The organism is Paenibacillus sp. FSL R5-0749, assembly GCF_038595085.1.
Taxonomy (GTDB): Bacteria; Bacillota; Bacilli; order Paenibacillales; family Paenibacillaceae; genus Paenibacillus.
In genome coordinates, this window is the sequence record NZ_CP152005.1 from 3351143 (window position 1) to 3371067 (window position 19925).

Annotated in this window: 16 protein-coding genes; 12 read left to right on the top strand and 4 right to left on the bottom strand. The window is 42.7% G+C overall.

The window, feature by feature from the left end; translation table 11 throughout:
- Positions 1 to 2 precede the first annotated feature (2 nt).
- Together MKY85_RS14845 and MKY85_RS14850 are read left to right on the top strand one after the other, a co-directional pair.
- A complete protein-coding gene (locus MKY85_RS14845) occupies positions 3 to 1469 on the top strand; it encodes a family 1 glycosylhydrolase (RefSeq protein WP_342573210.1) in 1467 nt (488 codons plus the stop codon).
- Between the two features lie 276 nt (positions 1470 to 1745).
- Positions 1746 to 2768 carry a phosphotransferase gene (locus tag MKY85_RS14850; RefSeq protein ID WP_342573379.1) on the top strand — a complete coding sequence of 341 codons (1023 nt, stop codon included), beginning with the start codon at positions 1746 to 1748 and terminating at the stop codon, positions 2766 to 2768.
- A gap of 103 nt (positions 2769 to 2871) precedes the next feature.
- Here MKY85_RS14850 and MKY85_RS14855 read toward each other — a convergent pair whose 3' ends face one another.
- Positions 2872 to 3723, bottom strand: coding sequence for an AraC family transcriptional regulator (locus MKY85_RS14855; RefSeq protein WP_342573211.1), 852 nt, complete (start codon positions 3721 to 3723; stop codon positions 2872 to 2874).
- Between the two features lie 175 nt (positions 3724 to 3898).
- On the opposite strand from MKY85_RS14855, the gene MKY85_RS14860 reads away from it, so the two are divergent.
- Positions 3899 to 5305 carry a glycoside hydrolase family 4 gene (locus MKY85_RS14860; RefSeq protein WP_342573213.1) on the top strand — a complete coding sequence of 469 codons (1407 nt, stop codon included), beginning with the start codon at positions 3899 to 3901 and terminating at the stop codon, positions 5303 to 5305.
- A gap of 95 nt (positions 5306 to 5400) precedes the next feature.
- On the opposite strand, the gene MKY85_RS14865 is transcribed toward MKY85_RS14860, so the two are convergent.
- Positions 5401 to 6288, bottom strand: coding sequence for a LysR family transcriptional regulator (locus MKY85_RS14865; RefSeq protein WP_342573215.1), 888 nt, complete (start codon positions 6286 to 6288; stop codon positions 5401 to 5403).
- Positions 6289 to 6439: 151 nt separating this feature from the next.
- On the opposite strand from MKY85_RS14865, the gene MKY85_RS14870 reads away from it, so the two are divergent.
- The 4 genes from MKY85_RS14870 (at position 6440) to MKY85_RS14885 (ending at position 11305) form a co-directional block, all read left to right on the top strand.
- The gene (locus MKY85_RS14870; protein ID WP_342573380.1) at positions 6440 to 7186 is read left to right on the top strand and encodes an acetoacetate decarboxylase; all 747 of its coding nucleotides are present in this window, start codon (positions 6440 to 6442) and stop codon (positions 7184 to 7186) included.
- 14 nt (positions 7187 to 7200) lie between these two features.
- On the top strand, positions 7201 to 8235 hold the full coding sequence (locus tag MKY85_RS14875; protein WP_342573217.1) for a ketopantoate reductase family protein: 1035 nt from the start codon (positions 7201 to 7203) through the stop codon (positions 8233 to 8235).
- 555 nt (positions 8236 to 8790) lie between these two features.
- On the top strand, positions 8791 to 10068 hold the full coding sequence (codB, locus tag MKY85_RS14880; protein ID WP_342573219.1) for a cytosine permease: 1278 nt from the start codon (positions 8791 to 8793) through the stop codon (positions 10066 to 10068).
- On the top strand, positions 10037 to 11305 hold the full coding sequence (locus tag MKY85_RS14885; RefSeq protein WP_342573220.1) for a cytosine deaminase: 1269 nt from the start codon (positions 10037 to 10039) through the stop codon (positions 11303 to 11305). Before codB ends, MKY85_RS14885 begins: the two co-directional genes overlap by 32 nt.
- 83 nt (positions 11306 to 11388) lie before the next feature.
- Here the strand turns inward: MKY85_RS14885 and MKY85_RS14890 are convergent, their stop codons facing one another.
- Together MKY85_RS14890 and MKY85_RS14895 are read right to left on the bottom strand one after the other, a co-directional pair.
- The gene (locus MKY85_RS14890; protein ID WP_339242782.1) at positions 11389 to 12513 is read right to left on the bottom strand and encodes a GerAB/ArcD/ProY family transporter; all 1125 of its coding nucleotides are present in this window, start codon (positions 12511 to 12513) and stop codon (positions 11389 to 11391) included.
- A 150-nt stretch (positions 12514 to 12663) separates the two neighbouring features.
- Positions 12664 to 13515, bottom strand: a complete 852-nt coding sequence (locus MKY85_RS14895; protein WP_342573221.1) for a helix-turn-helix domain-containing protein — start codon at positions 13513 to 13515, stop codon at positions 12664 to 12666.
- A 128-nt stretch (positions 13516 to 13643) separates the two neighbouring features.
- Here MKY85_RS14895 and MKY85_RS14900 point away from each other — a divergent pair, with 128 nt between their 5' ends.
- From MKY85_RS14900 to MKY85_RS14920, 5 genes are all read left to right on the top strand, one after another.
- Entirely contained in the window at positions 13644 to 15584 is a 1941-nt protein-coding gene (locus MKY85_RS14900; protein ID WP_342573223.1) for a beta-L-arabinofuranosidase domain-containing protein, read from the top strand.
- A 333-nt stretch (positions 15585 to 15917) separates the two neighbouring features.
- Entirely contained in the window at positions 15918 to 16658 is a 741-nt protein-coding gene (map, locus tag MKY85_RS14905) for a type I methionyl aminopeptidase (protein ID WP_339242788.1), read from the top strand.
- 587 nt (positions 16659 to 17245) lie between these two features.
- Positions 17246 to 18127 (top strand): aminoglycoside phosphotransferase family protein, encoded by an 882-nt coding sequence (locus tag MKY85_RS14910; protein WP_342573225.1) that lies wholly within the window; start codon positions 17246 to 17248, stop codon positions 18125 to 18127.
- Between the two features lie 312 nt (positions 18128 to 18439).
- A complete protein-coding gene (locus MKY85_RS14915; protein ID WP_339302399.1) occupies positions 18440 to 19294 on the top strand; it encodes an AraC family transcriptional regulator in 855 nt (284 codons plus the stop codon).
- 170 nt (positions 19295 to 19464) lie between these two features.
- Entirely contained in the window at positions 19465 to 19914 is a 450-nt protein-coding gene (locus tag MKY85_RS14920) for a GNAT family N-acetyltransferase (RefSeq protein ID WP_342573228.1), read from the top strand.
- Positions 19915 to 19925: the final 11 nt, after the last annotated feature.

Consider the following 19925-nt stretch of genomic DNA (forward strand, 5'->3'; position numbering starts at 1 on the left):
ACATGACAAAAACAATTAAACACTCATTTCCTAAAGGATTCTTATGGGGAGGAGCTACCGCGGCCAATCAGCTCGAAGGGGCCTATGACGCAGATGGCAAAGGACTTTCTACTTCAGATATGGCGCCTTATATCCCTCATGAAGAGCGTAACGGGAAAGATTTCACTTTCGACGTGGATTCGGTTCAGCTAGAACAATATCTAAGTGGTAACTCAGGCGTCTATTTCCCCAAGCGGAATGGCGTAGATTTCTATCATCGCTATCAAGAAGACATCGCACTGTTTGCAGAGATGGGATTCAAGGTATTCCGACTTTCCATCGCGTGGACACGCATCTTCCCGACAGGAGAGGAGGAAGCTCCTAATGAAGCTGGTCTGGCATTCTATGACAACGTACTGGACGAGCTGCTGAAATACGGGATTGAACCGCTCGTAACGATCTCACACTACGAAATGCCCGTAGAATTAACCCGTAAATACAACGGTTGGGAAAGCCGTGAGATGATCGATCTGTATCTGAAATTTGCCAACACGCTGTTTGACCGTTACAAAGATAAAGTGAAATACTGGATTACCTTCAATGAAATGAATATGATGCTGACAAGTCTGTACACTGGCGGCGGCATTCTGGAAGATAAAATTAAAGGGACACCGGAGCAGGTAGCCTATCAGGCAACTCACCATCAATTTGTAGCAAGCTCACTGGCTGTCAAAAGTGGCAAAGAGAAGATGCCAAATGCTCAGATTGGCTGCATGATCTGTCGTCTGGAAACGTATGCTGCCTCTAGTAAACCGGAAGATGTGTTGCAGACGATGAAGGAAGATCAGATGAACCTGTTCTACCCAGAGGTGCAGGTAAGAGGCGAATATCCATCCTATATGCAAAGATATTTTGAGGAAAACGGCATTGAACTGGTTAAAGCTCCTGACGACGATGCCATTATTCGGGAAAATACCGTGGACTTTATTGCTTTCAGTTATTACATGACGTATATCGGAAAATATGACCCGAATGACAACAGCAACTCGGGTATGCTGGTAAGTCAGATCAAAAACCCTCATCTGAAAGCTACCGAATGGGGATGGCCTATCGATCCAATTGGTCTTCGCGTCGCGCTGAACCGATTGTATGATCGTTACCGGATGCCACTCTTCATCGTTGAGAACGGGCTGGGTGCTACCGACACACTGAAAGAGGATGGAACAGTGCATGACCCTTATCGCATCAATTACTTGCGCAGCCACATTGAGCAGATGAAAGAAGCTGTCGCTGACGGTGTAGAATTGATGGGATTCACGAGCTGGGGACCTATAGATATCATTAGCTGTTCAACCTCAGAGATGGGTAAACGTTACGGATTTATCTACGTGGATCAGGACAATGCAGGACACGGTTCATTGGAAAGGACCCGCAAGGATTCCTTCTACTGGTACAAACAAGTTATTGAAACGAACGGAGAAACCCTGTAATCATAAAAATTCTTACACGCCGCCCACATGGGCGGTCTTTATTTTGCACTAGTAAAATTAGGAATAATTATGTAGAATTGCGATATTAAAACAAAAGGAGTGAATTCAATGTCTAACAAGGTGATTGTGCTTTAGGTTCACAAAAGGATATTTGCGTTACAGAGATTCCTTTTGTGAACATTGCAGTACGGGAAACCGTCCCAACAATGTTTACTGGAGGAGATCATTATTAAATTTAACGAGGTTGTTAACATTAGCAATACACATGTACTGTCGGTGGTAACCGAGTTGTTTCATCTGGAGGGGTACAATATTCAGCTTATTCCTCCTCATGAGGGAGGGCGGAATGTCGTATACACCTGTGAGCAAGAGGGATGTGAATCGCTAATTCTACGAGTGTCTTTTTTGCCTGACAGAAAGCGTGAAGATTACATTGCCGAACTGGAGTATGTACGGTATTTATTTGATCATGGAGCCAGTGTTTCGAATGTAATGAATTCCAAGAATGGCCATCTGCTGGAAGAGATCACTTATGCTGAGCATAAGTTCTTTGTAAGCCTGTTTAATAAGGCAAAGGGAAAGTTGCTGGTAGAGAACCATTATCAGTATCGTGAAGGGGTTCCGCTTACGGAATACTACTATAATAGCGGTAAAGTCCTGGGCAAAATGCATCAGCTATCCAAAAGCTATGCTCCCGTTCATCGCAGGCATCATTTTTTGGACAAATATAACACGGAGTATATCGAGAGGTTCGTCCCTGAATCATTCTCTTTGCTCAGAAGCAGAATGACGGAACTTCTCCAAGTGGTAAAAGAATTGGGGTCGAGCCAGGAGACATTGGGCATGATCCATTTCGATTATAATGACGGGAATTATTCGATCAATTTTGATACGGGACAAATCACGGTATATGACTTCGACAATTCCTGTTTGGGCTGGTACATGTTTGACCTCGCAAGTCTGTGGATGAACGGAGTCGGTTGGGTTCAATTTGAAGCTGATGCAGACAAACGTAAACAGTTCATGGATGAGTATTTCCAAACCGTGCTCGCAGGATACACTTCAGAAACCCAGGTTTCTGATGCCATGCTGGAGAAGCTGCCTTTATTTATTCAAGTCAGCCTTCTGGAGAATATTTTGGATCATTTTGAGGTGGCGCAACGCGAAGGGGAAGAACCAGAAGAAGATGACGAGGTTCTGTTATATCTCATTAAATGTCTGGAAGAGGATATACCATTTAAGGGGTTTTTCCATGATATCTATTCGAGTGAAGCACCCTTTGAATATGAGGAGCGCTGAAGGATCTAGACCCTAATTAAACCATGAATAACCAATGATTCTAATGATTCACCAAGGTAGAGAGGCAGCCGGATTGACAGGTTGCCTCTTTTTTTGTCTATTGTTATTCGAATTTGGAAGGAGGCACATTGTAGAATTTTTTGAATGCTTTGGAGAACGTAAAGGGGTCGGGATAGCCCAGAAATGCGGCAATTTGCTGGATCGTATATTTTTTCTCGTACAGATAATCTCTGGCCCGGTTCATTTTGATTTGATTAATGTACTGCCCCGGTGTGATACCGAGAATTTTTTTGAACAAAGAAATAAAATATTTCTCAGAGACGCCAGCAATAACAGCAAGTTCATTCACTCGAATGGCACGATGCAGATTCGCATCCACGTATGGGAATACGTTCTGTAGAACTTCCAGACTCGCTTCAATTTTCCTCGGTTTTCGGTCTTTCAAAAATTCACCGTGATAGAAGCCTTGCCCATGTAATTCGAAAATTTTGGCGATCACGAGAAGAAGAGCGGCTTTCATGTAGAGTGGACTTCCGGAAGTGCCGCTACTCTGCTTGAACCTTCGATAGGACGAGGTGAACAGCGTTGATTCCTCCTGAATCAGGTTACCAGGTACGATGCCAGGGAGCTGGAACTCGCCAAGAATCCTTTTTTGATCAGCGATGCTGAAATCAAAGTGTATGTATATGAACCGGCAAAGCTCTCCTGTCGTGGAAGCAGTGTAGGGCATATCCGGATAAAAAAACACGACGTCCCCCGTGGCCGCCATATGCTCGACTCCAGCGATGGTAATCTTGACAGAACCTGATGTAATGAACCACAGATCGTAATCGGAATGTGACTTATGTTCAATCCAATGACTGTCATGCGTTTGTTCCAGATAAGAGCTCATGCGAAGCGTGACATACTCCGAAAGCTCGTCGATTATACTCATATTTACAGTTCCCGATTGCATCGAATTCAGCCGAATCCTCTCTACTTTATGACATCTTTCATTTTCCCCTATCATATCAAAGGAATTACCCTTTGTTAACTATCGTACGATTTGACATCTTTTGAAAACTATCACACATTCCGATTCCATCCCACTCCCCTATAATGAACTTATATCGTTACAAGGAGGGTACTTAATGAATGATATAAGCACACAGCATCCGAAAGTAGTCGTTATTGGCGCAGGAAGCCTGTTTTTCGGTCGTCAGTCCATCTGGCAGATGGTTCACTCCCCCTATTTGAATCAGGGCACGCTGGCTTTGGTCGATACGGACGAGGAACGGCTCTCGAAAATGGTAACTCTGGCGGAGATGGTCGCTAGGCAGAACAACGTATCTTTAAAGATCGAGGGCTCGGTCGACCGTAGAAAGGTACTTCCCGGAGCTGACTTCGTTGTACTCAGCTTTGCGGAGCAATCGGTGAAATATCGTGGCATCGACTGCCAAGTCTCTCTAAAATATGGGATTCGCATGTGTTCTGGTGATACGATCGGCCCTGGTGGGATCTTTCGCGCGATGCGAGAATTGCCGGTGATTATGGAATGTGCCAAGGATATTGAGGAACTGTGTCCAGAGGCCTGGGTGATCAACTATATTAACCCGTCAACCGTTCATGGCATCGCATTACATCGCTATGCACCGAAGCTTAAGTCGTTTGCGCTGTGCGATAGTCATCATATGCCGCATAAAAAAGCCTATTACGCGGTAAGAGCTGGCATCATTGAAGAGAACAGTCAGTTCACCACAGAAATTGACCAAAAATTCGATTTCCGCATCGCTGGAGTCAATCATTTCACTTGGCTGCTCAAAGCCGAGTATGAAGGAAACAATGTGATGCCCACGATCGCAGAAGCCATGCGCAAGATGGCAGGTGAAGAGAACAACGGCGGTGATCGGGGAGCCAAAGCTCTTTTTAACGATGCCATTACCTACGAACTGTATAATATTTTCGGAATCATTCCTACTTGCACGGCACATACGAAGGAATACGTTCGATATTGGCAAGGGCTTGGCAAGACAACGGACACGATTCCACCGTTATCAATCTGGGAGACAGAGGACAGGTATCAGCGGCATGATGAGATGTGGCAGCAGGTGGATGACTTCCTTGCAGGTACTATACCGATTGCCGACTATATGAACACATTTGGCCCGGATCATGCGACCGATATCATTGAAAATATGGTGGGAAATTTGGGCAAGAAGTTCTTTGTCAATACACTCAATCAAGGTGCGGTAACCAATATGAATGCAGATTCCTTCCTGGAACTACTATGCGATGTAGATATGAATGGTGTGAGACCACTCCATGTAGGCGAGATGCCGCGTGGGATCAGAGGGATGCAAGAAATTGTACTGGATACGCATGAACTTACGGTGGAAGCTGTGCTAGAACAGAGCTATGAGAAGTTGCGAAGAGCGATGCTCACTGACCCGCTCGTGAGTTCCATCCATGACGCGGACCAGATCATCCGTGAATTGTTGGAACTGGAGCGTCAGATGATTCCAGACGTTTGGTACAAGGATAGACTACAGTTCAACTAGGAACAGATATCGATAGAAGACCACGTCGTTTCCTTCAAAAGGATTAACGTGGTCTTTGTTTTTAACAATTACCATATGTCATTTAGGAAGATATTCTATTGCACTTTAAACAAGCCAGCATGGTCTTCATAGTACGAAGTAATAAAATCACGAAATTCTCCAACAGAAGGGGATAACCATTTTTGTTTGACCCAGGAGAGGCTAATTGGATATATCGCTGAATCATCAGCAATTTCTACATAGCTTAACCCGAGTGTTCTACATACGGAGATAGGAAGTAATGCAACACCCTGATCAAGTCTGATAATTTCGAGCAGGGTATGAGAATCGACCTCAAATGCAAGGTTGGGAAGGAAGCCTGCTTTCTCACAGAGGGTGGTTGTAAACCGGCTATATTCCTTATTATCTGCAAGCGAAATAAAGGGCTCATCTGCAACAACACTCAATGAGATGCTTGTCTCTCCGACGTATGCATGATTTGTTGGCACAACCAGAACAATATCCTCCTCGACAAGCACAACACTCTCAATTTCCTCATCCTGAATCGGATGCCCCGTAATGCCCAGATTCAACTCACCTTTCTTCAAACCTGTAATAATCTCAGCGCGCGTTCCTATGCCTTGATGGAGCTTGGTATCAGGAGAAGCGTTGATGTAGTCACTTATGAGACCGGTGAGGAAGCGGGTATTCGTAATGGAGATCCTGATCGTATTGGATATATGATGTTCCTCCGCTTTAATCTCCATCTCTGCATTTTCAATTTCAATAAAAATTCGGTTTACGTGTTTCAATAAGATTGCACCTGAGGCATTTAATTGAATGTTTCGTCCTCTCCTGTGAAATAAAGGCGTACCCAGTTCATCTTCAAGTCGTTTAATCGTCAAGCTTAGGGAAGGTTGAGCAATATTCAATTGTGCAGCTGCCTTGGAGATGTGTTCAGTATAGGCAACGGTCTGAAAGTATTTGAGCTGAAGCAATTCCATTTGTCTGCACCTCTTATTTATTTTGATAAATATATATAGTACTTATTATGTATTATATTAAATTTAAATATTGATGTAGAATTTTTTTATGAGATACAGTTCAAATTTTTATATAACAAAACTTAATTAATGTATGAGGCAGGTGTCTTTGATGAAAATCGATGTGAATAACATAACTAAAAATCTGAATACACCCCTAACGGCTCCGGCATATCCAATGCCACCGTACAAATTCGTGAATCGTGAATACTTGAACATTATTTATCGAACTGATGAAAAAGCGTTGCGGGCAGCCGTGCCCGAGCCTTTGGAAATTACTGAACCTTTGGTTAAATTCGAAGTGATGTGGATGCCCGATGTATCTGGACTGGGCGCCTACACGGAAGCTGGACAAGTTATCCCTGTGCAATTCAATGGGGAGGAGGGCGATTATGTGCATTCGATGTATGTAGACAATTTCCCCGCGATTGCAAGTGGTCGAGAACTCACCGCCTATCCGAAAAAGCTGGGCGCACCAAAGTTGTATACCGATTCAGATACACTTGTCGGCACACTTGATTATGGAACGCTGCGTGTAGCCACGGCAACGATGGGATATAAACATGTAGAGATGGATAAAGAACTCGCCAAACATGAGATATGCCGACCTAACTTTATGATTAAGATTGCGACAGACTATACCGGGAATTTAAGAGTATGTGATCTGATCCGAACTCAGATTACGGACATCGAAGTAAAAGAGGCTTGGACAGGACCTGCGCGGCTGCAACTGTTCGAACATGCATTGGCACCTCTGGCAGATCTGCCTGTGTTGGAAGTTGTGTCCGCTTCTCATATCCTTACCAACTTAACCTTGAACGCTGCACAACCTGTATACAACTACCTGGAAGAGAAATAAGGAGGAAAAATAAAATGAGAATTGCAATTGTAGGAGCAGGATCATTGGGAACCATCGTAGGTGCATACCTGGCGGATGGCGGAATGGACGTTGAGTTAATTGATGCATATCAGGAGCATGTTGAAGCTTTAAATCAGACGGGTGCTAAAGTGACGGGTACTACGGAGTTTCAGGCAAAAGTAAAAGCCATTACGCCTGATCAGAAATCGGGACAATATGACCTCGTTTTACTTTTGACCAAACAACTCTATAACGACTCCATTCTTCAGGAATTACTTCCATTCTTGAAAGAAGACAGCATGGTGTGTTCGTTGCAGAACGGGATTCCGGAAGAAAAAGTCGCTTCTATTGTTGGTGAAAAACGCGTCATCGCAGGCTCTGTTGAGTTTGGCGCTACGTTTATTGAACCAGGTGTATCCAGTCTCACAACGGAGTACACGCAATTTAAGCAGTATGCTTTTCAAATTGGTGAATTGAATGGTGTAATCACTGAACGAATTCAACAAGTGAAATCGGTGTTAGACCTTGTGGGCGGAACACATATTTCCGATAACCTGGTTGGAACCAAATGGTCCAAATTGCTGATCAACAATGCATTCAGTGGGTTGTCAGCTGCATTGAATGGGGAATATGGGGACATTATTGATCATGAAGCCGGCATTGTGAGTGCAGCTCATATTGCAGACGAGACGATTAAAGTTGCTCGTGCTAATGGGGTCACATTGGTTAAAATGAATGGATTCGACATCGCTTCACTCGAACTGAACAGCGAAGATGATATCCCTGAACGGGTGAAAACATTACGTTACGTGATGGAGCCATCCAGACTGCTCAAAGCAAGCATGCTTCAAGATCTGGAGAAGAACCGCAAAACGGAAATTGATTATATTAACGGGGTAGTTTCAAGCAAAGCAGAAGGCACCGGAATTGCGACACCTTATAATGATTTGGTTGTAAAGCTGGTCAAATCTGCTGAAGAAACACAAACCGTTCCTGATTTTGACACGAATATAAAAGCTTTTGAAGAATTATTAAGCACACATAAATAAAATTTATTTATTTACAGGTTCATTAGCACAAAATCACATTAAGTAGGGATGTCCTCCGTCATATTTATGACTTGTGAGACATCCTGTTTGTTGTATTGGCTGTTGTATTAATAAATCTAGTTGGAATTTCAGGATTCTCCTACCAAACTCTGATGTGGAGCGTAATTGATATGGATCCGAGGTCTGATATGAATAATCAGTTGTTATACGAATTCGGTTGAGCTAATGCCGAGAGGTGATTACGACAAAAAAACAGCTTGCTGTATAAGGGATTAATAACCGTTGGATAATAATGACATTGACAACTGCAGGTTTTTCCAAAATAATAGAATGTAATTGAATACTGGTACCTTTAATTCAGTCCAGAGAGGCTGGCAAGGGCAGCGGATTTCATAATCACGCGAGAATCAGGGCATATCCCGACATGGGATGCTCTGTGTCTTCGCGCGGGTTATGATACAAAAAGAGGCTACTTGTCAGTGTAAAACCTGATGAAGTAGCCTCTTTTTTCTGCTTTTTTTGGTATCAGATACACTTTATGTTGGGGGTATTCTGATGAGCAAACAAGATCAAGAGTTTTCATGGCAAGCGGTGCCGAAAGGACAAAGAAACAACTTTTGGAAGACGTTATCCGTCATGCTCGGTTTTACATTTTTCTCAGCAAGCATGCTGGCAGGAGGCACATTGGGCGTCAGCTTGACGTTCATGGAGTTCATTGGCATCGTGCTTGCAGGTAATCTGGTGCTTGGTATCTATACAGGGGCACTGGCCCATATCGCTGCCAAAACAGGCTTGTCCACACATTTGCTCGCTAAGTATGCATTCGGTGCAAAAGGGTCGTATCTGCCTTCGTTCCTGCTAGGCTTCACACAGGTCGGATGGTTCGGAGTCGGCGTAGCCATGTTCGCCATTCCAGTCGCGAAAGCGATGGACTGGAACGTGTATCTGTTGATCATCATATTTGGACTTGCCATGACGGCATCGGCCATCTTCGGTATGAAGTCACTCGTCATTCTAGGTTATATCGCAGTTCCTGCGATTGCCATTCTCGGTGGTTATTCCATGTTGGAAGGTGCAGGTTCGCTGGGTGGTCTGCAAGGGTTGCTAGATTACACGCCGACTCAGTCACTTACTGCTGCGGCAGCATTAACGATCTGTATCGGATCATTCATCAGTGGCGGAACACTGACACCTGATTTTGCCCGGTTCTCCCGGACATCCAAACAGGCAGTTACCGCAACCGTTATTGCTTTTTTCCTGGGCAACTCGCTTATGTTTCTGTTCGGAGCAGTTGGCGCAATGGCGTATAACCTGGCTGATATCTCGGAGGTCATGTTCCTGCAAGGATTGATCATCCCGGCGATCATCGTTCTGGGCTTGAATATCTGGACGACCAACGATAATGCACTGTACGCTTCAGGTCTTGGTTTTGCCAACATCACCAAAATTTCAAAGAAATTCTTCGTCGTTGTTAATGGCATCGTCGGTACCGTATTCGCCATGTGGATGTACAACAACTTCGTCAGTTTCCTGAACGTACTTGGCGCGGCGATACCATCCATCGGAGCTATTATTATTGCAGATTACTTCATTGTGAAACGTAGAAACTATAAGCCTTTTGCGGATATGTCTTTCAAAAATGTAAACTGGGTAGCGCTCGTCGCTTGGGCCATCGGCGTGGCATTCGCTCAACTGGCTCCTGGCGTAACACCATTGAATGCACTGCTTGGTACAGCAGTAGCTTATATCATCTTGATGTTGATTGTTCCTGCCAAAGAATCCAAAGAAATGGGGAAAATAAATGATTATACAGAACGCAAAATTGCGGGGTAAAGAAGGATTATGGAGTATTGTTGTGAAAGACGGGAAGTTCGAACAAATCACACAATCACTGGAAGTGACCGACAATGAAGAGATCCTTGATGTCAACGGATCACTTCTACTGCCACCATTTATCGAACCTCATATTCATCTCGATACAACGCTAACAGCAGGCGAGCCGGAGTGGAATCTAAGCGGAACGCTGTTCGAAGGCATCCAACGCTGGTCAGAGCGCAAGGTATCCCTGACGCTTGAGGATGTCAAAACACGTTCCAAAACGGCGCTAAAGTGGCAATTGGCACAGGGCATCCAGCATGTACGGACTCATGTGGACGTTACAGATCCAAGCTTGATCGCAGTTAAAGCGATGCTTGAAGTCAAAGAAGAAATGGCTCCATATATGGACATTCAGCTTGTTGCTTTCCCACAGGAAGGCATTCACTCTTATCCAAACGGTGCGGAATTGCTGGAGGAGTCACTGAAAATGGGCGTTGACGTGGTCGGTGGTATTCCACACTTCGAATTCACGCGGGAATACGGCGTTGATTCCATGAAAGTTACGTTTGATCTGGCTGAAAAATACGATCGGCTCATTGATATTCATTGCGATGAGATCGATGACGAGCAATCTCGTTTCGTAGAAGTCGTTGCCAAGGAAGCCTACGAACGTGGATTGGGTTCACGCACAACGGCAAGTCACACAACAGCAATGGGGTCGTATAATGACGCTTATACGTACAAGTTGTTCCGCCTGCTTAAGATGGCTGATTTGAACTTTGTCTCCAATCCGCTAGTCAACATTCACCTGCAGGGACGTTTCGACACGTATCCGAAGCGAAGAGGTCTGACACGTGTTAAAGAGTTGCAGGAAGCAGGTCTGAATGTATGTTTTGGTCACGATGACATCTTCGATCCGTGGTATCCCCTGGGTACGGGCAACATGTTACAAGTGCTGCACATGGGGATTCATGCGTCGCAGTTGCTTGGTTACGACCAGATCGTGAATTCGCTTGATCTCATTACCAAAAACAGCGCAAGAACGTTACACATTGAAGATGTATACGGTATTGAAGAAGGCAAACCCGCTAACTTTATCGTACTTGAAGCAGAGAACGAGTATGAGGCTGTTCGCAAACAAGCCGGTGTACTGTATTCCTTCAGAGGCGGTCGTAAAATTGCGGAGTCGAAACCGAGGGACACTTCAATCATTTTTGAAGGCAGTTCAGAGAAAGTTACTTTCAATAAATAATCACGCTTTCCTTGAAAGTCGCTATTTTAGCGGCTTTTTTTCTTTTTTGTACGAATCACACCATGCATTATACAACCCAACATTTAACTTACCTTAAGGTTTCCACTAGCAGCTTGCTTCCCGCCTTTCTTACGAACAAAGCTAAGAATCAGCAGCAGCAGTGGTAACAAACCAAATAAAAAAATGGACATATTACCAAGAAAATCGCCCAAAGCTAGCGTTTCCTCCAGGTTTTTGGGTAAATAAGCAATCAAATAGAGCACGGGTAACATCGCAAATTGTATTCCGGTAATATTTTTGAGACGAAACAAATCTCGTATACCAATGGATGCAAAATAGTGCTTGAAGGCATAGGTTGCAAAAATTTGCATTAGCCAAAATACGATGAAAAGCGATTCATAGCGCTCAAATAAAAATCCTTCAATTTCAAAACTCCGAACCATATCAAACGTTGGCCACATCCGTGTCTCAACACCCGACAGAGATAAATTCCCCACGACTGTAACAATTGTTACCATATATATAATCGTACATATAAGTATGCTGAAAATAGCCGTCTTATTACTTGCCTTCACGTCTGTCATATAAGCTGTGACGATGAGCAAAACTTCATATCCGGAATAGGAGAGACAAGATGGCTTAAGTCCCTTCAATACAGGCATAATCCCTTCACCCAGCATGGGTCTGAGATTATTGATATCAAACATTTTCGTACTCAAAAGGAACACCAGTGCGAGCAATGCCAGCGTAACGGGCAGAACGATTGAAAAGACACGAATGATGACCATAAGACCACCCGTTAGCATGTAAATACCAATCCACAAACTAACCATAATGGTGACCCAACTAGGGGTACGCTCAAGGATGTACATACTTGTAATTTCAGCCATGACTCTGACTTCGAATGAACATAGAACAATAAAATATACGATAATTAGAATTCCTAACAGATAAGAAATCCATTTTCCCGTGATTTCAGGAATAAACTCGAACACCGTTTTACCGGGGAATCTGCGACATAACGTTACAAGAAGAAGGCTGATTGTCGTTACGATCAAACCAGCCAGAATGACGGAGATCCATACATCTGGTGTTTTTACCGCCTTGCCAATTGTACGAGGAAGCGTTAGTATTCCTGCACCAAGGATGGAGTTAATAACTACAATTATTACTTCAGAGGTACTGATTGTTGTTGCGGATGTCCTCACAGGCTTCACTCCAAACTGGAAAATTTGTTTGTAGTGTTACCCAATGAAGTTATTTTATGTTATTTAAAATATATAGAAAAAAAGTGCAGGTTGTTTTCGGTCTGCTCGTAATTACACACAGTATCCTAACAAGTTCATGAATTTGTCTCACTAGTTCAGATATTTCTTGCGAAACAGAAGGGGAGATATTCCAACATTTCGCTTGAAACAGGTAGAAAAGTAGGGAGAATATTGAAATCCTATTTCAGTCGCAATACGATCTATCGACCATTCCGTCGAAACCAGAAGCTGTTTGGCCCGCTCTATCCTGAATTGATGTAAATATTGAACAGGTGTCACACCGTACTTCATTTTCATGCAACGAACGATGTAGCTAGGGTGGAAGTGCAATGCTGACGAGAGAGTTTCATTGGTGATTTCCTCTTGGTAGTTCTGTTGCAGAAATAAGGCTACGCTCTCAGCAAGGCGTGAAGCAGGTGTCTTGGCCATATCTGAGGTGCCATTTTCGAGTATAGCCAAAAAACGGAATAGCAGCTGTTGCTTCTCCCAGAAGGATTCTCCCACGGGCAATAGTACAAGCTGGTGCATCATATCAAATGCGAGCTGGGGGTTTAGCAATGTGGTTTTCTTAGGTATTCGTATGGACTTAGGCTTATCAAATGGCGATAGCGGAATTGCTGCTTCCGACTCTTCTATTAAGGGACCTTGATGCCAGTCCACATGCTCAAAATGAACCCAGTAAAACGTTGTTTCCTGTTCGCAGGGCCTGAACGAGTAATGCTCACCTTCCGGCAGTAATACTAGTGCATCACCTGTAGCAAGTGTCCATTCCGTCCCGTTCTCACCGATATGTAGTTCTCCATCGACCACGAGCAACACATCAAACAGGCCGAAATTTCTTCGATTCGGATGACGGTCTCCTGCACGAAACGTTGAACGACCAGATTCCCAGTAATATGGAAGGGGTGGGGTTTGTAACGCAACAATGAATTCTTTGTCCAATGAATTAACCTCATCTTCAGTGTCATTTTGTATAGAAAAAAGCTTATTCCATTACTATTATCGCTTTACGAAAAAGCATATACTCGACGTTGTAAAGAGTCAAATTTTATAAATTCGAGGTGTGTGTAATGGGACAAAAGCAAATCGAAATTCAAGACCAATTTTGGAATACATATTCTGATCTTGTACGAGAAACAGTCATTCCCTATCAATGGGAAGCTCTGAACGACAGGGTGGAGGACGCTGAACCTAGTCATGCCATTCGAAATTTCCGTATTGCTGCTGGCTTGGAGCAAGGCGATTTTGGTGGTTGGGTATTTCAGGATAGTGATCTCTACAAATGGTTGGAGGCCGTTGCTTATTCGCTCCGTCACCATCCCGATCCGAGGTTGGAGCAGATCGCCGATGATTCTATTGAATTGATCGCTCAAGCTCAACATGACAATGGTTATCTGAATACCTATTTCACAATCCAGGAACCTGGGAGACAATGGACCAATCTTTATGAAGCGCATGAGCTGTATTGTGCAGGTCATCTAATTGAAGCCGCAGTAGCGTATTATCAGGCGACAGGCAAGCGTAGATTACTGGAGATCTCTTGCCGATTCGCTGATCTGATTGATCGTATGTTCGGACCCAAGCCCGGACAGATAAGAGCTTACTGCGGGCATCAGGAAATTGAGTTAGCATTGGTCAAGCTTCATACCATTACAGGTGAAGAGCGATATCTGAATCTTAGTCGGTTCTTCATAGATGAACGTGGTAAACAGCCTAATTATTTTATCAAGGAGTGGGAAGGTGGTAACCGGACAAACATCTGGTCCCATGGAACGCCTAATCTGGAAATGTATCAATCTCACCTTCCTGTTCGTGAGCAAAAAGTAGCGGTTGGGCACTCTGTTCGGGCAGTTTACATGTACACAGCGATGGCTGATCTTGCGAGATTAACAGGTGACGACGGACTGAAGGAGGCCTGTGAACGACTCTGGTCGAACACAACAGGCAAACAAATGTACATTACCGGCGGCATTGGTTCGACACATCTCGGGGAAGCTTTTACGTTTGATTACGATCTTCCGAATGATTCCGTATACGCAGAGACCTGTGCTTCCATTGGTTTGATTTTCTGGGCGCGCCGCATGCTTCAATTGGAAGCGAAGAGTGAATATGCAGATGTTATGGAGCGAGCGCTGTACAACAATGTTCTCGGTAGCATGTCTAGGGATGGGAAGCATTTCTTCTATGTCAATCCACTTGAGGTATGGCCAGAAGCAAGTCTGAAAAATCCGGATAAACATCACGTCAAGCCCGTCCGACAAAAATGGTTCGGTTGCTCCTGCTGTCCTCCAAATGTCTCACGCTTACTAAGTTCATTGGACGATTATATATACGATATATCAGAAGAAGAGAGATCGATCTATACTCATCTGTATATTGGAAGCAAAGTTTCCTTTCAACTTGCCGACAGTACAATCACATTGCATCAACGTTCTAATCTGCCTTGGAACGGTCATGTTGAATTCTCGGTTCAGCTTCCCAAGGATAGCGAATCTGTCGAATTTGAACTTGCGCTACGTATACCGGATTGGTTCCAGGAGGAACAGCCCGTGTTGAAGGTGAATGGAGAAAGACAAGATTTTCATATTAAGAATGGGTACGCAAAAATAAAGAGAAGTTGGTCAGATGGAAATATAGTAGAGTGGTTGCTTCCGGTTAAGCCAAATTTAATTGCTGCACACCCATCCATTCGGGCAGATGCTGGCAAAGTAGCCATTCAACGCGGCCCGCTCGTGTATTGCATCGAAGAAGCAGACAATGGAGCCCCGCTCACTACAATCACGTTGGCTGCGGAGCCACAATTAACGGAGTATGCTGATCCAGATCTACTAGGTGGTTGTGTCATCATAGAAGGCGATGGTCTCGTGCCTGATGACAGCAATTTATGGTTAGACGGGATACCGTACCGTTCTTATATTAATCAGAGAAAGGCTGTACGTTTTAAGGCCATTCCCTATTATTTGTGGGGGAATCGCAAGGCTGGTGAGATGAGCGTATGGCTCCGTTTTTAAAGAGGACGTAGGATCACTGGAGGCTTTTTTCGCAGTCACTTTCCAAATAAGCATAATAGAAAAAACGAAGGCATTGACCTTCGTTTTTTTTCTGTTTTGATGAACTCCACCGACTAGTCACTTTTATAAAACTGAATTTATGTGACAATCATGACTCATGACATTTGGATGCTGCTAACCGTGGCGATATTCAAGTTCTGACAGACATAATCAACAAGATCAGGGAAACCGATAAGTGAGCAATTATAGCCCAATATTGATAAAAAAGTTGCGAAGCTATGCTGCTTTGGATATGATTAATTAATTGATGATTAAGATAGTGAGGTAGAAAAAATGATCGCAAGAACAGAAGAAGACTTTAATGGTTTGAAAGAAATCGGAAAAATTGTTGGTGCTATCCGAGATGAATTGGTACAAAAAACAGTGCCAGGCATAACAACTAAAGAGCTTGACGATCTAGCTGGAGCACTTTTTGAGAAAGCTGGTGCAGTGTCTGCTCCAAAAAGTGAATATAATTTCCCGGGATTTACTTGTATTAGTGTTAATGAAGAAGTGGCACATGGTATTCCGGGAGAGCGGGTTATTCAAGAAGGGGACATCGTGAATATTGATGTGTCCGGCTCCAAGAACAGCTATTTCGCAGATACGGGAATTTCGTTTGTCGTAGGCGAAGGTGAAGAAGTATTAACGAAAATATGCGACGTTGTTAAACTGGCATTCGAAGCAGGACTTAAGAAAGCAAAACCGGGCTCCAAAAAAAGTGGAATCGGAAAAGCGGTATTCCAAACGGCCAGACAGCATGGACTAACGGTTATTAAAAACCTTACGGGGCATGGTGTTGGACGTGCGATACACGAAGCCCCTGACCACATCTATAATTATAATGATCCATCGGATGATGAATTGTTAAAAGAAGGCATGGTTATTGCATTCGAGCCATTTGTCTCAACTTCAGAAGAAGAAGTATTCCAGACCGGAGACGGCTGGACCTTTGCTACTAAAAACAGCCATGTCGCTCAAATTGAACATACGATTATTCTTACTAAAAATGGTCCGATTATTGTTACTCAATAAATTTCTGCAAACTGAAAGTCGCTAAATTTAGCGACTTTTTTTGTTTTCTTGTACGTTATAGCATATCGTAATATCTACGTTTGCTTATTAATTTATGTTGAAATTATGGAAGGATTTAACGTATATTTAGGATCTGATGAAAAATAAGAAATGCCCTAATTTTTCCTGTTATAATTTTGTAGTTTTATAGATTAACATAGCAATTCCAATACATATGTTTACTATTATAGTGCGGGCAGTGGTGAGGTAATGCGAAATGAAAAATGAAGCATGTACATTCAACTTTTTCCACTCAGACTTGAAAGGATCGTAATTGTGCTAAAAATAATTAATTTTCTTCTCTTCTTGCTAATCATTTGGGTAGTCATTTTTTATCCTTTTCGTTTGGTTTGGTTTGAAGGTGTAAAACAGATTCCTGCAGACCTTCATGGTGTTTATTTACTTTTCTTGTTCTTTGGATATCTGATCATTTCATCTGCTATGGGACTTATGGTTGGCAAGATGTTTTTCAAACGAAAAGAACAGTAAGTATGAGTAAAAATAATCAGCCTTTTAAGCCATGTATTCTCCAAAACAGGAGGCGACATATGAATACCATTCTGAAAGTTATAGAAAAGCTAAAGTTGAAGGTCTTACATATTGAAGATGTTCCAGAGTCATATAGTTCTGATGTATACAAACTTACTCTTGTCAGTGGAGAAAATGTATTTGTGAAAATCCCATTTAATAAGGATAAACTATACCGTGAATTTCAGATCCTCGAACGATTAAAGGGTGTAATACCTATTCCTAAGGTATTGGACATTTGGTACGGGGATGAAAGTGCTGTTGGAGCGTTGCTCCTTTCAGCACTTCAAGGTATGCCTTTTACAGGAGAGATGGATGAGCATCTTTCTAATCAGATTGGCATGTATCATGCTATGCTCCATGAGGTTAAAACTTCTGGGTATGGTTACCATGGAACTGATGGTTTTAAGTTACTTGACCAAAATAATTGGAGATTATATATCAAAAGTAACTTTGAAAAGTGGAAAGAGCCCTGTAAAGAAATTCTCGACTCTGAATTGTATGAGAGATGTATTCATCACTTTGATGGTGTTTTCTCTGCTTTACCGCATCCTGACGGACCATGCATTGTTCACATGGATTTTAGACCAGGTAATATATTGGTGAATGGTAACGAGGTTGCTGTTATTATTGATTTCGAGAGCGCTCGTAGCGGTTCCTCGGAAATAGATTTCACAAAAGTGAATCGATATATTTGGAAAGTCAATCCGAGAACTAAGATCCCGTATATTAAAGGCTATGAATCAATTCGACCTATGTTGGATCTGGAAAGAGTGCTGCCATTTTACGATCTGTACGATGCTTTCAGCGCAGTTGTTTGGTGTAAAAATAGAGGAATTGAAAAAAATTGTAGATTCCTTCAGGAGAATATTCTTATTTTAAGGAATTCAGTGGGTTATTGAGTAGAATTGATTATATATGATAGGGCTTAATCTCATATGTACTCCATATGATTGTATGCGGTTTCAAAACACCCTAATTGATATAATAAATTCCGTAATTACACCTGGCTTCAAAATAAAAAAATTTGATGAGCATCGTGACTGGGAAAACGAAAATATCCAATGGAAATTTACAATTGAGGCAAATAAATAAATTGAAGATTTATCCCTAGAAAATTTGCTCTTTTGTCGGAGTGACTTTTTCGTGCAGAAATTGCAAGGTATTCATTATGTATTTCCCATAAGCTTACCTTGAAGGGAGGGACTACTACGATGGATTGGTTGGACAGGATGAATGGTGCCATGGAATATATCGAATCAAATCTAGCGGACATTATTTCAATTGATGAAATAGCACAGAGAGCCTGTTGCTCTACCTATCATTTCCAGAGAATGTTTCCATTTATTACTGGCGTATCATTATCGGAGTATATTCGACGTCGACGGTTGACATTGGCAGCATTCGAACTGCAGACAACAGAATCAAAGGTTATTGATGTAGCTATGAAATATGGATATGATTCGCCGGAGGCGTTTGCACGAGCCTTTAAGAATCTTCATGGTATTATGCCTACATCTGCACGCAATACAGGCAACTCTCTAAAAGCCTATCCTCGAATGTCCTTTCACATTTCAATCAAAGGGGATGTCGAAATGAATTACCGTATTGAGCAAAGAGATTCGTTTGAGATGTTTGGAGTATATGGGATTATCAATGCAGATCAGAAAACAGCATTCGCTGAAGTACCTCAATTCCGTATAAAATGTGATGATGATGGCAGCGTTGATCATATGAATGACTTACTGGGACGTTTTGGTGATACCATGTTGCATGCCGCCCTCTATGATCACACGAAAGAATCTTTCAAATACATGATCTGTTATCATGCACCTAAAGGACTTGAGATTCCAGAGAGATTCACAAAACTTGCTGTCCCAGCATTAACGTGGGCGGTTTTCCCCGAGCCGCAAAGTGATATGCAAAAACTATGGGTACGAATCTATTCTGAGTGGTTTCCGACATCTGAATACGAACAGGTTGAGGGCCCTACTTTCGAAATGTATTATGGAATGGCACGGCATGGAAATGTTTCAGGAGAAATCTGGATACCGGTGAAGAAAAAATAACGCACTGATGTTTGCGAAATGCAGGCATTAACGAAGAAGACAACGGAATAAATTCAGCGTATAGTATGGGTCATCCCCACAAAGGATGGCCCTATAACTTGCCGTTACAGACAGCGCCATTAGAGGGAAAGGGAAGATTGTTTGATTATATTATCTTGAGGGGGTTAGATATGGATATTAAAATACGAGAAATAATATCAGATGATTATGCTGAGGTTGTTTTTTTATGGAACGATGTGCTTGGAATGAGCAATGTTAATATTGCAAACTTTCGAGAGACTATGGAAGAGATGAATAGGGAAGGGAATTATAAAACATTTGTCGCATTAATAGAAAATGAAGTGGTCGGATTTGTAACTATTGTTCAAGCTTTATCTGTTGGCGTTCCAATTGGTTATCTACATATTCAAGGTCTTGCGGTTAAAAGAAATGTTCAACACAGGGGAATCGGAACAAAATTACTAAGACAGACTGAAAATTATGCCCAAGAACGGGGAATAGCAAGTATTATATTATGTAGCGGAGTTAAGCGAATCGAAGCCCATGCTTTTTATGAACATAACGGCTATGACAGAGATTCATATTGCTTCGATAAGATGATCGACCTAACTCAAGGTTAAACGGCACTAAA